General features: G+C 57.6%; 13 protein-coding genes. 5 read left to right on the plus strand and 8 right to left on the minus strand.

The window, feature by feature from the left end:
* Positions 1–54 precede the first annotated feature (54 nt).
* The 3 genes from WG915_RS01535 (at position 55) to WG915_RS01540 (ending at position 1063) form a co-directional block, all read left to right on the plus strand.
* A complete protein-coding gene (locus tag WG915_RS01535; protein WP_339563595.1) occupies positions 55–312 on the plus strand; it encodes a hypothetical protein in 258 nt (85 codons plus the stop codon).
* 180 nt (positions 313–492) lie between these two features.
* Positions 493–768: a type II toxin-antitoxin system RelE/ParE family toxin gene (locus tag WG915_RS11575; protein WP_445227761.1), complete on the plus strand. Its 276-nt coding sequence runs from the start codon at positions 493–495 to the stop codon at positions 766–768.
* Between the two features lie 16 nt (positions 769–784).
* Entirely contained in the window at positions 785–1063 is a 279-nt protein-coding gene (locus WG915_RS01540) for a HigA family addiction module antitoxin (protein ID WP_339563596.1), read from the plus strand.
* Here WG915_RS01540 and cobJ read toward each other — a convergent pair.
* The 5 genes from cobJ to WG915_RS01565 all read right to left on the minus strand — a co-directional run bounded on the left by cobJ (position 1060) and on the right by WG915_RS01565 (position 6130).
* Positions 1060–2532: a precorrin-3B C(17)-methyltransferase gene (cobJ, locus tag WG915_RS01545; RefSeq protein ID WP_339563597.1), complete on the minus strand. Its 1473-nt coding sequence runs from the start codon at positions 2530–2532 to the stop codon at positions 1060–1062. The genes WG915_RS01540 and cobJ overlap by 4 nt on opposite strands.
* A complete protein-coding gene (locus tag WG915_RS01550; RefSeq protein WP_339563598.1) occupies positions 2529–3176 on the minus strand; it encodes a precorrin-8X methylmutase in 648 nt (215 codons plus the stop codon). Before WG915_RS01550 ends, cobJ begins: the two co-directional genes overlap by 4 nt.
* 93 nt (positions 3177–3269) lie before the next feature.
* Complete coding sequence (locus tag WG915_RS01555) at positions 3270–4385, minus strand: precorrin-3B synthase (RefSeq protein ID WP_339563599.1); 1116 nt, start codon at positions 4383–4385, stop codon at positions 3270–3272.
* Between the two features lie 10 nt (positions 4386–4395).
* A complete protein-coding gene (locus WG915_RS01560) occupies positions 4396–5556 on the minus strand; it encodes an acyltransferase family protein (RefSeq protein ID WP_339563600.1) in 1161 nt (386 codons plus the stop codon).
* On the minus strand, positions 5543–6130 hold the full coding sequence (locus WG915_RS01565) for a TetR/AcrR family transcriptional regulator (protein ID WP_339563601.1): 588 nt from the start codon (positions 6128–6130) through the stop codon (positions 5543–5545). The genes WG915_RS01560 and WG915_RS01565 overlap by 14 nt, the downstream gene beginning before the upstream one ends.
* A gap of 280 nt (positions 6131–6410) precedes the next feature.
* Here WG915_RS01565 and WG915_RS01570 point away from each other — a divergent pair, with 280 nt between their 5' ends.
* Positions 6411–7688 carry a lipase family protein gene (locus WG915_RS01570; protein ID WP_339563602.1) on the plus strand — a complete coding sequence of 426 codons (1278 nt, stop codon included), beginning with the start codon at positions 6411–6413 and terminating at the stop codon, positions 7686–7688.
* On the opposite strand, the gene WG915_RS01575 is transcribed toward WG915_RS01570, so the two are convergent.
* Positions 7685–8341 carry a DUF6882 domain-containing protein gene (locus WG915_RS01575; protein ID WP_339563603.1) on the minus strand — a complete coding sequence of 219 codons (657 nt, stop codon included), beginning with the start codon at positions 8339–8341 and terminating at the stop codon, positions 7685–7687. The genes WG915_RS01570 and WG915_RS01575 overlap by 4 nt on opposite strands.
* Before the next feature lie 492 nt (positions 8342–8833).
* Between WG915_RS01575 and cobN the strand changes: the two genes are divergently transcribed.
* Positions 8834–12397 carry a cobaltochelatase subunit CobN gene (gene cobN, locus WG915_RS01580; RefSeq protein WP_339563604.1) on the plus strand — a complete coding sequence of 1188 codons (3564 nt, stop codon included), beginning with the start codon at positions 8834–8836 and terminating at the stop codon, positions 12395–12397.
* 104 nt (positions 12398–12501) lie between these two features.
* Here the strand turns inward: cobN and WG915_RS01585 are convergent, their stop codons facing one another.
* Both WG915_RS01585 and WG915_RS01590 read right to left on the minus strand, forming a co-directional pair.
* Positions 12502–13437, minus strand: a complete 936-nt coding sequence (locus WG915_RS01585) for a hypothetical protein (RefSeq protein WP_339563605.1) — start codon at positions 13435–13437, stop codon at positions 12502–12504.
* Between the two features lie 155 nt (positions 13438–13592).
* The gene (locus WG915_RS01590; protein ID WP_339563606.1) at positions 13593–15272 is read right to left on the minus strand and encodes a hypothetical protein; all 1680 of its coding nucleotides are present in this window, start codon (positions 15270–15272) and stop codon (positions 13593–13595) included.
* Positions 15273–15485: the final 213 nt, after the last annotated feature.

Raw genomic sequence — 15485 nt, forward strand, 5'->3', positions numbered from 1 at the left:
AGCCGGTATTCGCCGGTAACGGAGTTTCCACATTCAAAGCATGGGAAGGAAATTATGTTCTCCATCGGAGAGTTTTCATATAGCACGGGCCTGGCAATCAAGACGTTGCGCTACTACGACGAAACGCTTCGCCGCGACCGCGCGCACAAGCTTGGCGGCATTTTGGTGCGAGGCGCCGAGCTTATCGACGACCTCCGCCATCGAATCCACTCTGCCTTCGGCGGCGATGATCACCAGGCACAACCACTGTTTGAGGGTGAGATCGGGGAGTGCCCGGTCGAGCGTGGTTTGTATGCGATTGGCCAGAAGTAGGATACCCCTGAAAGTGAGTGCTTACTCGCGCATAATGTCTCCATTTATTTAACTAGTTACCTTTTGGCACCGACCTCTACGTCCACGAGGTTAGAAACTATTCCACATTGATAACCCACACAAGAGCCTCAGATCTCGTTGACACAGTGTATCGCAACGCGATACACTGGAAATGTGATCGTGAGTTTCAAACATCGCGGACTGGAGTGCTTTTTTAGAACAGGTTCCAGGAAGGGAATACAAGCCGAACACGCCAGAAAACTCTCCCGCATTCTTTCCGTGCTAGACGTGACAGAATCCATCGATCCACTTCTTTCGATTCCCAGCTACCGCACTCACGCCCTTGCGGGAAACCGGTCAGGTTTTTGGTCACTGAAGGTGTCAGGGAATTGGCGAGTCGTATTCCGATTCGTCGGTACTGACGTAGAACTTGTCGACTATCTGGACTACCACTAGCAGGTGAAAGATGAATATGTATAGTCCCGTACATCCGGGTGAGGTGATTCTGGAAGATGTCCTCAGTGAGTTGGAGATCAGCATTGCCGAGGCCAGTCGTCGTCTCGGTGTATCGCGCGTGGCACTGAGCCGTGTTTTACACGGTCATGCTGCGATGTCGCCCCAGCTCGCACTGCGGTTTGAAGTCGCCGGCATCGGGAACGCCAAGCTGTGGCTCGATATGCAAGCGGCTTACGACCTTGCACACCTCAAAGAGCAGGGAATTCCCAAGGTTGAGTCCCTGCTCCGCAACTAGCTTTCGTACCGCCGCGAGGTAAACACCCGCGTGCCATCCACGCCGTCGTAGACCTGAGTCGTCGAAGCACCAATAATCACCATGGTGCGCATATCGACGATCTCTGGATCGAAATCGCGCAGAGTGGTCACAACAACGTTTTCCTGCACCGATCCGACTGCCCGAGCTACGATCACCGGGGTCTCTGGAGCCTGATACTCCATCACAATGTCTCGGAGCAGCGCCACTTGTTCCCGGCGCGTCTTAGATGCCGGGTTGTACACCGCGAATGCCATGTCTGCACCAGCGAGCGCACGAATGCGCTTCTCGATGACAGGCCACGGCTTCAATCGATCCGAGAGCGAAATCATGCCGAAGTCGTGTCCCAGTGGCGCTCCGACTCGGGAAGCGACAGCCTGCGCTGCCGTCATACCGGGGACGATGCGAACCGGGATATCGCGCCACAGGTCATCATCCGCAGTCTCGAGCACAGCTGCGGCCATCGCGAACACTCCTGGGTCACCCGAAGATACGACAGCCACGCGGGCGCCACGCTTCGCCATATCCAGCGCCATCGCGGCGCGCTCGGCCTCGACTTTGTTGTCGGACAAGTGTCGGTTCTGCCCCTTACGTTCGGGGACGCGGCTTACATAGGTGGAATAGCCAACGATGTCGGTGGCCTGCGCCAGTTCGGCAGCAACTTCCGGGGTGGTCCAGCGATCAGCGCCTGGGCCAAGTCCCACGACGACAACCTCGCCGCGGGATGCTGGAGCAGGAGCCACGACGCGCGAAGGCACCACAATGCACGCAAAATAGGGAACCTCAGTGGCTTCGAGGACAGGAACTACCTTTTGTTCGGACATCGTCGCACGGATCACCACATACGCGCGATCAGCCAGGCCAGTAGCAATGAGAGCAGAACGTACCTTGTCGAAGGTACGGCCGAGTTTCATGATGACGGCGGTATCGGTCGTCGATAAGCGGCGGATCAACTCTTGCTCCGGCAGGGTGCCGGGCAGGACGGTGAGGACCTCCTCGTCCTCCGCCAGTGGCATGCCGAGCACGTCCGCGGCCGCGGTGATGGACGGGATGCCCGGGATGATCTCGGCCTCATCCGCGTGCTCCAGCAGCGCTCGGTGGAGGTGTTGGTAAGACGAGTACAGCATCGGATCGCCGAGGGAGAGCACGGCTACGGTCTTGCCGGCCGACAGGTGCGCGGCGAGGCGGAAAGTGGCCTCTGAGTAGAAGTCAGCCAGCGCACCGGCGTAGCCACCCGGGTGATTGGTACTGCCCGTGGTGACGGGGTATTCCAGCAGCTCCTGGTGCTGACCGTCGCGGAAGTATTCCCGCGCGATCTTCGCCGCAGTGGAGGATTTGCCCGGCGCGGCATGATAGGCGATGACGTCGGCCTCCTGGATGGCTTTGACTGCCTTGATAGTCAACAGCTCGGGGTCGCCGGGGCCGACGCCGATGCCGTACAGCTTGTTCATGGCAGGATCTCCTGATGGGTAGCCAGCGCATTGATCGCGGCGCAGGTGATGGCGGAGCCACCGCGTCGACCGTGGACGGTGAGGAATTCGATGCCCAGGTCGTGCGCGACATTGGAGAGATCGGCCTTCGATTCAGCAGCGCCGACGAAGCCGACGGGGATTCCGAGAACAGCGGCAGGGCGAGGCCTAGTTTCGTCTTCGGCTAGCCATGTCATGAGGTGCACCAAGGCGGTCGGCGCATTACCGATGGCCACCACGGCACCCTCTAAGACTGGCTCCCACAACTCAACGGCTGCGGCGGAACGGGTGGTGCTCAGTTGCTCGGCAAGAGCTGGCACGCGCTCATCCTTCAAGAAGCACAGTACTTCGTTGTCCGCGGGAAGTCGTCGGCGAGTGATTCCCGACGCCACCATGTTCACATCGGTGATGATCGGCTTGCCGTTCTCTAGGGCGGTGCGAGCTGCAGGAACGAGCCCGGCAGAGAACTCGATGTCCTCCGCCAGATCTGTTTGACCAGCTGCATGGATCATCCGGACCGCGACTTGAGCTTGCAGGTCATCGAAAGCGGAGAAGTCGGATTCCTCGCGGATCATGGCAAAGGACTGGCGGTAAATTTCATTACCGTCGGTGATGTAGCTGTGCATGTTTCTAGACTAGTCAGTCGTGCTGCGGAATTTCTCACCCCTTGCGGTCATTTCCGCCTGGCGCATTCAGAGTGAGAAATTCGGCCAGAGCGCTCAGCAGCTGCCAGCGACCTCATATTCACCTTCGCCGAGCGCCAAGTAGTCTGTGTAGTCCACTCGCGGATGTCCGCAGCGGCGCTCACAACCCGAAAAGTGCGTGCGTTCGGACACACCCTGCGACATCAACTGCAGCGCGTCCCTGCGCACATCGGATCGGGACTTCGTACACCCCGGCAGGCCAGTGCAAGCAGTGACGAGCAGCCGAGGGGAGTGCGCATCAAAAATCAGCCCCATTGGGGCAAGCACCTTTACCACCGCCTCAGCTTCGCCTTCGTCTAGGTCATGCACGAGGACGCTGTGCCATGGGGTGACTTGCACTCGCTTCTCGACGGCGCACAGCAGCTCAGCCACCTTGCGCGGCAACACTCCGAGAGGCAAGCCTGCACCCAGGGACACTGTGCCGTCTTCACGGTCGAACCAGCCAATGTGGGTCGGTTCTTGGACCTCTACATCCACGGTGCCTAGCTCACAGAACTCGGGCTTTTCTGCCACCCGCCAAGCTTCGCCGCGCTCGCGCTGCCATCGCAATGCGTGTGCTGCGATCTCGGCGGCAGGATTTTCACACACCTGCGTGGTGGCCTTACCACCGAGGATGAGGTGAGCTGCACCGTCCCGGTAGATTATGCCGAAGTCGGGTTGCTGAGCCAGGATGGCTCCGTTGCCGGCGTCAATTCCGAACAGGGTGCGACCGGACAAACCGGAGAGTTCTGCTTCCGCAAGCAGCGCGGCGTCCAATGCTGCGACAAGCTCTTCCATATCGGCGAGGGGAGTGGCGATGATGTTGCGGATCTTGTCGTGCGGGATGCTGGGCACGAACTCTGCGGACAAGACGGACGTCGAGAAGCCGTCGGTGTCGGAGATCCCGCGGACCTGGACGTTGCCGCGGGTGGTGAGGTGAATGTCGCCATCGCCGAAGTCCGCTGCAAGCTGAGCAAACTGAGCGAACTGGGTAGCAGACATCACACCACCGGGGAAGCGAACGCGACCAATTGCACCATCGGCGGCGTGGTGAAAGCTGAGCGCGCCGGGACAGCCGTCGACACGCGAGCGGTCGCCCAAACCAAGGTCACAGGCTACTTTCTCGGTGGAGGCATGAAGAGGGAAAGTCATGCCCACTATTTTAGGCCTTCGAGCTAGGGCTACTTTTACGGCCATTCAGCCAACTACCTAGCCAGGTAGAGCGCACGAACACGTGGTAAGTGAACAAAAGCAGAGCCGAGGTTACGACGAAGTTCAGGCTAGCTTTCACCATGATCGGCCAAGCCAGATTAGCGATAAGGACTTCAAAAAACGTCAACAGGACAAGATGCATCAGGTACATCCAGTAGGACGCATCGGCAAGGTAGCGTACCCACGGTCGGTACACGTTCAGGTAAAGCACCGACAGTCCCAACAGCGCGTAGCAGCATGACCATCCGGCCAATGCTTGCAGGGTTGACCACACTGGTTGAGGTGCATCGATGCCGATAGAAATGGCACCAGTGGTAACCAATGTCAGAGCGGTAGCCACCACAGCAAAAGCACTGTGGAACCATGCGTGATTGCCAATCCGTCGGAGTGCGGAATCATCGGAGGAGAGAACCCAACCCACCCCAAACGCACCCAAATAGGCCACCAGCGCAACCGGGTCAGGCATCAAAGTGGTAGGTGCGATAAGGCCGGAAGCCTCTTGCTGGATATTCGTCGTAATCGCATAAGGAATTGCCGCCAGCAACACACCCAGTGGGGAACTTAGGCACCGCATGAGGAATTTTCGCACAGTGGCGGAAGGTTCTGGCATCAGTTTGGTAGCTGCCCAGCGCAGCAAAAGGGCGAGCACGATGCATTGAGCAAGCACCCAGAGGAACCACAAGTGTCCCAGGTCGAATGCGCCAAGAACTCCGCCGTGTCCAGCAACATCGGGACGCACCAACTCTTTGCCGACACGGCTCGCGTGCCAAGCTGCCAACAAACCGAGTGGCAAGACGGCAAACGGCCAGAACACAAAGAGTGGAAGCACGATGCGGATCAGTCGATCCCGCAGGTAAGACCGAGTACCTCGCCTTGAGCGGACTAGTCGACCGAAATATCCGGCAAGTACCAGAAAGAGTGTCATGCGGAAGAAGTGGATCGCAGAAATCACCACCAAGGGCCATTCCGCGCGCTGAGAGTCATCGACAAGCCAGGGGATCTGAGCGGTGTAGGGCATGAGACCATGCAAAACGATGCCAAGCAACAATGCTGCAGCACGGACTGCGTCCAAACCGTGAATACGGGTCTTAGTTGACTCAGTCGTCGACATCGGTGATTCCAAATGCTGCCAAGACTGCCTTGGTGGTGTTCACTGCACTGTCATAGGTGTGCTGTCCAAGAATGATGTCGGTGGGAAGCGATTCGAGCAGGGACCACAGCGTTTCCGCTGCTTCCTTCGGATTCTTGGCTCCACTGTCGCCTAAGAGCTGTTCAAAGAGCTGCACAACGGTTGCTCTACCTTCACCTAGCTTGGCAGCTGTGGGTTGATGTCCGAACGCCCGCGACACAAACATCATGTGTACCTTTTGGAAGGTCAAGTTCGTTTCATCCGCAAAGAGGATTTCTTTAACCATCGCCCACAGCATTGACTTTGGTTGTGGATTCTCGAGTTGCTCAATCGCGCAGCGAATCTTCTCGCCGCGCTGCTGCTGGACAAATTCCAAGACAAAGTCGAGCATGGCTTCCCGGTCGGTGAAGTAGTGCTGCACGGTGCCCATTGAGAGCCCTGCTTGCTTTGCGACGGCCCGAAGGGTCGCCCCTTTTAATCCCTTTTCTCCAGCAATGTCAACGATGGCTTTTGCCAGCGTACGGCGTCTTTCCTCATGGTCAACCAGTTTCGGCATTAGTTGCTTCCTTCCTCTCTCCATCTATTATCATGCAGTTGCATGATAAAGGGAAGGGCAACTTTCCGAACTGCCTTTAACTGTTGAGCCGTTGACACTTTTCACCAGCCAGTATTGCGCGGAGCTAACTCACAAGTCTTAACAATTCCACGAAAGTCGGATCATGGAAGTCGGATTTCGGTTGCGATCGCCGCGAACTATCGCCAATTGTGCTGATACCACCCCGAGATCCGACTTCCATGATCCGACAATGCCGACCCAGCGCAGTATTCTGGGAGACATGTCTTCCCGGCGCCCTGAAAAGTTGCGCGGCTATCAGCTTTCCGATGCCGCTCTACTCGCACAGGTATCTGCGCCGCTAAGAAGGGACTTCATCCGTTTCCTGCTGCGTCGCCAGCCCGTGCATCGCACGATCATCGATAACGTGAAGGTTCCGCATTTCGGCGGGTCGGATCGCGTGTTCGGGATGGAACCGGGAACCGTCACCGAGGTGGGTGCGCTGCGTTTTCTCGGAGCGGGTAAGAATCCGCGCAGCTCCAAGCGTTTCGAGTACGTCACCACTGATTCCCATGGTCGGCAGCTCACCGCGACTGGAGCTGTGATTCGCTCGACTAGTCCATGGCCCCAGGGGAAACGGCCGGTCATTGGTTTTGCGCCTTCAACTCAGGGCGTGGCGCAGCATTGCGACCCATCGCATAGCTCCGCGATCGGATTCAAGGTGTTTAACAAGAAGCCTCGGGACGTCATCGCAGCATATGAGTTGCCGGTGATGCTCGCGTTCCTCCATCGGGGCTGCGATGTGGTGTTCATCGATTATCCGCGCGATCCGGATGCTGCGATCCAGTACTATATTGATCACATCGCCGCAGGCCACGCCCTTTACGATGCCCTCAAAGCCTCCCGCAGCCTGGGCATCCACGAGGATCAGCCCATCGGACTGTGGGGGTTTTCCCAGGGTGGCGGCGCAGTCGGGTGGTGCGTGGAGAACCCTGCACTGGAGGTTAAGGCCGCCGTGGTGGGAGCTCCGCCCTCGACGCTTGAGGAGGTGATGCGCCACGTGGATGGCTCTCTGGTCGTCGGCACGCTGGCGTACTCGGTGGCCGGCCTCATGGTGGAGACTCCCGAGCTGTGGGAGCAGCTGTGGCCGCTGTTCAACGAGCACGGGCGGGCGCAGATCCTGGCCAACATCACCACCTGCGCGGGCGGCACCGTTTTCGCCAGCGGCTATGAGCACACTCGCAATTGGACCGTAGATGGCCGTTCTTTCGCCGAAGTCGTCGCGGAACTACCCGCAGTCGCGGCTGCTTTACGACGTCAAGAGCTCGGCCACACATCCCCAAAGATTCCGGTGCGCCTGTGGGGCTCCCGCCATGACGACGTTATTCCGGTCGGGCAAGTCCGCACCTTGCGGGACCGCTGGCGTGCGCAGGGTGGGGAAGTCTCCTATACGGAATCTCGGTTTGTACCGCTGCCTGGGCGCACTTCACTCAATCATTTTCTGCCGTACTACCTGTCGGTGCCGCAGCAGATGGAGTGGTTACTGGAGCGACTGCGCTAGTTGAGGAAAAACTCGCAGAAGGTGTCATCTGGCAGAGTGACTTTGATTCCCCCGTCAATTTCCAAAACGCGCGAGTTACGCTTGGCAGCCCACAGTCGAAGTGCGTCCTCAATGTTGTCCGTGTTGTGGAATGCCTGTTGGGTGTAGCGGTTGAGATCTTCCATCCTGGGTTCATCTAGTGGAATATCCACGGCGAAGAACATCGTGGCTTGGCCAATGTCTCCGCCGAAGAAGGCATTGAATCCGATCAACTGCGCAGCCACGGATGCCAGCCCAGCACCAGGCAGCAGACCAAGGTCATTCAGCTCATCGATCTTGATGGATGGTTCCGCGAATTCAGGGATCTGCAGTTCCTGTGCGCGACCTTGCAGCTCGGTGATTCCGCTGATAGCTGGGTGATCCAGGCGCTCGGCAAAGCCCCGATCGTGCCAGGCCCACTGCCACACTGAGCCTTCGAGCGTGCCCAGCACCTGCACAGGAAAGCTGGACTCGCCGAACGCGATCGTGCCGGTGGAAATATCTACAGCCCAATCTTCGTCACCAGCGCAATCGCCGAGTGTTTCCTGAGCTTCTAGAGTCAGGATGCAATGGTCTGCAATCAAAGTGTGGAGGACGGGGGATTGGGCACGAGGTACACGGTTGAACAAGGCCATGAATTTGAGCTTAAGAGATCCACAACGAGTGTGTAAGGCTCATCGCACGAATTCGGAAGGAAAATTCCGAATTGTACAGTTATGCACAGTTAGTTCCGCGCCAGGACCCCAAATAGGAAAGATACTTCCGTTCAGGCGATCGCGGCTGCGCGAACTATCAACAACGACACGTTGAAAGCCGCAAGCGAAATCATGCTATCTACATTGCCTTTTAGCGGCTCACCACTAACCGGAGCTGACAGAGAACTACGGCACAGACGCTACAAAATAGCTCCCTAGCAGCGCGCCCTTTCGACCGCCTTTGACACCTGGTCACGTACCATGTCAGGTACGCCACAATCATGCCAGTGTCACATGAGGGGTCTCGCGGAATCCGGTGCAAGTCCGGGCGGTCGCGCCACTGTCACAGTCAGACCTGCAACCCCGTCTTTTGTGTGACGCAGCGAATGGGCGCGTAACCCTGACCACTGCATTTCTAAGGACGAACCAAACGTGATTGCCCTGCTGTCCACTTCGGATACTGACCTGCTCTCCGCCAAGGCTGCCAACGAGGCCGAGAACGTCCAGTTCAAATACGCCAACCCGATGTCACTGAAGGCCGACCATGTAGCAGAATGGCTGGGCGATGCATCCATTGCCGTCGTCAGGTTGCTGGGCGGCAAGCGCGCCTGGGAGGCTGGCTTGGAAGCCGTCCTGAAGACTGGTATTCCCACCGTGGTCGTCTCGGGCGAATTGGCCGTCGACGCCGAGCTGACCGAGCTATCCACCGTCCCCGCGGGCGTAACGACGACCGCCCACACCTACCTCGCCGAGGGCTCCGCCAAGAACCTGGAGCATCTCTACCGCTTCCTCTCGGACACGATTCTGCTCACCGGATTCGGTTTCGACGAGCCGGAGCACATGCCGCTGTGGGGATTCTTGGAACGCGGCACCTGGGCAACCGGGGAGTCCAAAAGCGGCCCGAAAATCGCCGTCTTGTATTACCGCGCCCAGCACCTCGCAGGAAACACCGAATACATCAAGGCTCTTAGCCGCGCGATCGAGGAGCAGGGCGCGACTGCGCTGCCGATCTTCACGGCGTCGCTACGCCAGGCCTCCCCGGAGCTACTCGCTGAGCTCGCCAAGACCGACGCCGCGATCACGACTGTCCTGGCAGCAGGCGGAACCAAACCGGCGACCGCACAGGCCGGTGGCGATGACGAGGCCTGGGACGTCGCGGAACTGGCTGCCCTGAACATCCCGATCATTCAGGGCCTCGCGCTGACAACACCGCGGCAGCAGTGGGACGAGAACGATGACGGCATGACCCCACTCGATGTAGCCACACAGGTGGCAGTGCCAGAATTCGACGGCCGCATCATCACTGTGCCCTTCTCCTTCAAGGAATACGACGCCGATGGTCTCATCGCCTATGTCCCGGATGCAGAGCGTTGCGCACGCCTTGCGGGAATCGCTGTGAAGCATGCCCGTCTGCGTTACCTAGACAATTCCCACAAGAAGATCGCCGTCATGCTGTCGGCGTACCCGACCAAGCACGCCCGCATCGGCAACGCTGTCGGCCTGGATACCCCAGCATCGACGCTGCGCGTGCTGCGCGCGATGGAGGAGGCGGGCTATGACCTCGGGGACACCGCCCAGATCCCCGGCTACAACGACATGGACGGCGATGCTTTCATGCACGCCATCATTGCGGCGGGCGGTCATGACCCAGAGTGGCTGACCGAGGAAGTGCTGGCCAACAACCCGCTGAAGCTGTCCGCCGCCAAGTATCGGGAATACTTCGCCACACTGCCGGAGGCTACCCAGGCAGAGATGACAGAGCACTGGGGCGCAGCTCCGGGCACGCACTACGTGAACCCAAGCACGCAGGAGATCTACATCGCGGGCCTGCAGTTCGGCAACGTGGTCGTCATGGTGCAGCCGCCACGTGGCTTCGGCGAGAACCCGGTTGGCATCTACCACGACCCTGATCTGCCGGCGAACCACCACTACCTGGGCACCTACTACTGGCTGCGCTCTGTCTTCGGTGCCGACGCGATCGTCCACATGGGCAAGCACGGCAACATGGAATGGCTGCCGGGCAAGACCGTCGGTATGTCCGCTGAGTGCTACACCGACCAAGCCATCGCCGACATCCCACTGATCTACCCATTCCTGGTCAATGACCCCGGCGAGGGCACCCAGGCCAAGCGCCGCGCCCACGCCGTGCTGGTAGACCACATGATCCCGCCGATGTCCCGCGCCGAGTCCTACGGCGATATCACGCGCCTGGAGCAACTGCTGGACGAGCACCAAAACATCTCCGCGATGGATCCCTCCAAGCTCCCGGCGATCCGCCAGGAGATCTGGACCCTTCTGACGGCAGCCAAGATGGACCAGGACCTCGGCTGGGAGGAACGCCCAGATGAAGAAGTCTTCGATGACATGCTCATGCACATCGACGGCTGGCTCTGTGAGATCAAGGACGTCGCGATCCGCGGTGGCCTGCACATCCTGGGCCAACCGATCGAAGAAGAAATGCTCATCGACCTCGTCCTCGCCATGCTGCGCGCCCGCCAACTGTGGGGAGGAGAACAGTCCGTCGCGGGGCTGCGCGAAGCCTTCGGACTCTCCGAGCAGGGCGATGAGACCCGCACGCGTGTCGACGCGGTGGAGGCTCAAGCCAAAGCCCTCCTCGTAACTCTGTCGGGTCAGGGTTGGGATGCTGGGGCCGTCGATAAGCTTGACGCACCCGAGCAGGTCAAGGACATCCTGCGGTTTGCCTGCACGGAGATGGTGCCGCGCCTGGAGGCGACGCCACGGGAAATCACGCAGATCCTGCGGGCATTGAGCGGCGAATTCATTGAGGCCGGACCATCCGGCAGCCCGATGCGCGGCCTAGTGAACGTGCTGCCCACTGGGCGCAACTTCTACTCGGTAGACCCGAAGTCCATCCCGTCTCGCCTGGCCTGGGAGACCGGCCAACTGCTCGCCGATTCGCTGATCGATCGCTACCTTGCCGAGCACGGCGAGCACCCGAAGTCCGTAGGCCTGTCCGTGTGGGGTACCTCCGCGATGCGTACTTCCGGCGACGACATCGCCGAGGTCTTCGCGCTGCTCGGCGTGCGCCCGATCTGGGACGAGGCTTCGCGCCGCGTGGTAGACCTGCAGGTAATCCCCTTGGAGGAACTCGGTCGTCCGCGCATCGACGTCACGGTGCGCATCTCCGGTTTCTTCCGCGACGCCTTCCCACACGTCGTCGCCCTGCTTGACGACGCCGTCCAACTGGTCGCGGACTTGGACGAGCCTTCTTCCGAGAATTTCGTCCGGGCGCATGCGGTGGAGGGTAAGCCGATCCGCCGCATCTTCGGTTCCAAGCCGGGTACTTACGGCGCGGGACTGCTGCAGCTCATCGAATCCGGCAACTGGCGTGACGACAAAGACTTAGCCGAGGTCTACACCACCTGGGGTGGCTACGCTTACGGTCGCGGTGTCGACGGCATCGAGGCCAAGGATGAGATGCGCGAGGCCTACGGACGCATCTCCGTGGCCGCGAAGAACGTAGATTCCCAGGAACACGACATCGCCGACTCCGATGACTACTTCCAGTTCCACGGCGGCATGGTGGCCACGGTACGCGCGCTCACCGGCAAGGATCCGGAGGCCTACATCGGAGACTCCACCCGCCAAGAGACCGTGAAGACCCGCACCCTGCACGAGGAATCACGCCGAGTGTTCCGTGCTCGCGTAGTCAATCCGCGCTGGCTGGAAGCTATGCGGAATCACGGGTACAAGGGCGCCTTCGAGATGAGTGCGACCGTGGACTACCTGTTTGGCTACGACGCCACCACAGGTCTCATGGACGACTGGATGTACTCCACACTGACCGAAGAATACGTGCGAAACGAGACGATGCGCTCATTCTTCGAGCAGTCCAACCCATGGGCGCTGCGGGACATCTCCGAGCGTCTTTTGGAGGCCGCGGATAGGGGAATGTGGGCCGAGCCATCCGCGGAGGACTTGGATACGCTGCGGTCCACCTTCTTGGAGATGGAAGGGAATTTGGAGGAGCGGTAGGTTTTCGTGGCGACTTCTTCGTAACTCCCTGGTGGTCACTTATTTTCAATAAGGGCCACCTTGATTTTACGAAGAAGTCGTTACGAAAAGCTGCGCCCACTTGATCAGTTGTCATCGACGACTTCAAAGGCCAATACGTCTGAGAATCCACTGCCCAAATCCACTGGGCCAAAGTTCTCCAGCGAGCGACTATTCAGGTTGAAACTCTTGAACTCGACTCCGCCAGAAAGAGACTGTTGCGCAAAAATTACTTCTTCGCCAATGGTGTCATACGCAAAGACATAATCGAAAGACTCGACGTTGTTGGCCCCTGGGCGGCTCCACAATGAAGTCAACTCGTTGCTTCCGACATTCAGCATTTTGATGCCATTGGAATCAGCCCATGTGACCTTGTCTTCATTAATCCACTGTGGAAATCCCGAGGCGTTGATAGGTGAGACTTCCATCTCGGGATCAAAACTCAATTCCACTAGTTTTCCCACAAAACCGGAATCTGGGTCAATTGAGGCGAGAACGTATCGATTGTCAGATTCACGCTGGAACAATTGGACAATCGTCCACTTTCCATCTGGTAATTGAATACATTTGCCGACACCAATCTTTCCACGGAATTCTGATTCTTTCGGCAGCTCTATTGGCGTAATCTGGTCGGACAAACCATCAGATTGCAACGGCGCAATAAAATTAGCTGCCGATTGACCGTCACTTGAATCAGTCTGGGCGAGGATATACTCCGCATCTCCACACCGAACAATGTTTGCGATATCACCCAACACGCTCGTCTTTTGTGAATTCCCATTCACATCAATCCTTGCGACGTGAGTAGTCCATCCGACAGATCCACCTTGCATTGAAGAGACGAGGTAGGCGTACTCCTCTGTACGTGAAACTGGACGCAGATTTACTCCCTCCCAGTCAACAGACTTGACAGTTTCGCCAGTCAACGCTCTTAGTTCGCCCGATCCGAACCAGGTAACGCCTCCTACCGTGGCAATAGCATCAAAATCTCCCTCTTGCTTAAATTGATCAATGAGAGTCACGTCTTTGCTGACACGGAAGAGCCCGGAATCACCTCCAGATGAACCCGAAATTATGTTCAGGGGAGGCCCCGACCAAGTCGATGCTTGAGGCTGAACAACACGGCTGCACGATCCGAGTATTAGACACAGGAATAGCGCAGCTACTGCCTTGTATTTCATTTGTATTCCACCAGATGATCACTGTTGCGAACATCACGTGGCCACACACCAGGACCACCGTCAGAATCTAAGTCAACCCATCCACCGAGGCTCCTGTACGCACGCCAAACCAGTTCCGAACAGTTAAGAGATTCATCGGCCCCAGGAAGTTTGTTAAAAACCGGATTCAGATCATACGGCGCCTGTCGAGCAGCAGCTTTTTCTGCGTAGGCGGTGGCAGATTCAATATGCAAATCACCGATAGATGTTCCGGTGTGAAATCTTCTCACTTTAAATCGATAAGGCGTATTATCCTTAGCGAACTTAGTGGTAACTGAACCCACTCCTACCGCCTCGACGATATGAGTCGAATCCGTAAACATACCGACATGCCCATAGTTGACATGTACCCCAGAAGGATCGGTCTGCACCATGCGGTTTTCGCTGTGTTCTCCAGCCCAGTTGTAATACACGTCGCCTTTTCGATGCTGGTTTTCGCTTACTATTACTGCTTCTTTAACTACTCCATGTGGTTGAATCCAATTCGGATCAATAACTTCGGACCTAATTCCACCGTTCCTGCTTGCGATACCTTGAATCTGTGTTTGAGCATCTTGCCCAATGACTTCTTTTGCTGATTCATTGATTGCAGCACGAACACTCAAATTCGCCATCTTCGAATATTCCCTGGATCGAGCCACTGTTTCAGAGATAACGTTTCGGTTCGTATACTGAGCGATTATCCAAAGCGGTGGTGTGAGACCGATCTTCTGCCCACCTTGGAACTGCTGATACTCATATGCGCCATCAGCATCCATCACTGGATCGGACGTTGGATAACCCCAAGCGCCACGTTCATACCCCTGCGCTTCCCACTGACCAAACATGTCCATCCCGACCGGATGCGCACCATGCTGCGGATGCCAATAGATCCAACCATGCTCAAACCGAGACATCCGCCCCACACCATCAGGCAGGCCCACTTCTTCCGCAACCGGATATCCAAGCCACGAGTTCTCCGCCCCCATCGAAACATACTTCTCGTTAATCTTCCCGTACACGGCAGCGCCTCGCCCCAACTTCCAATACGCGCCCCCACCGGCAAACAACTGCTTCTGACCAACACGATCAACACCAGCAAAACTATCCGTCACTGGGTAACCAAGAACCCCACGCTCATATCCGGTACGGCCCCAAATCTCCATCATCAACGGCTGCACCGACCACGCCCCATGATTGGGATGCCAATAGATCAAACCATTGTGAAACTGCGAACGAGCACCCACACCATCCGGATTCCCAAGCTCACCGCTCGTCGGCCACAACAACCAACTCGTCGGACCACCCATCGATAGATACTTCGCCAAGATCGCACCACAAACCTGATGATTAAGCGGGAGGAAAGTCTGACAGTTTCGCACCGCCAAAGCTTGCATCTCACCGTCTGAAATGCTCTGCACTTCATTGTCACCCACAAGCCCCAATGCAGACATCGTTAGATCCTCAGAAACCTCAGTGGCCTGAGCCTCAACCTGAGCTTGTTCAAGGGACACTGCACTGTCAGTGTCAACTCCATCCGCGACAGACTCATCAGCCAGGACTTCCGCGTACCACTTATTGGTTTCCTCAACCTCAGAATCAGGCTGTGCTACGGCAGTGCCGGTGAAAATGAGGAAACTAGCCGCAACAGAAGCCACTACTTTTTCCCTAACATGAGATTCCATTCAGTTAACAAATAGTGTGCCCCACCAGTGTAGATTCCCCCTAACGACATTGTCTCCGTTTTTAACAACAAATTGCGGCTCTGAGGTTTGCCGAGTAGCCAGGCTGTCATACGTATGAGGAGAGTTGGGCATCAGACCATCGGAGGCAGCTTGGCTCAGCGAGATCCAGACCGAAATGAGCATTAC

Origin of the sequence: Corynebacterium sp. H128 (genome assembly GCF_037482625.1) — a bacterium.
Taxonomy (GTDB): Bacteria; Actinomycetota; Actinomycetes; order Mycobacteriales; family Mycobacteriaceae; genus Corynebacterium.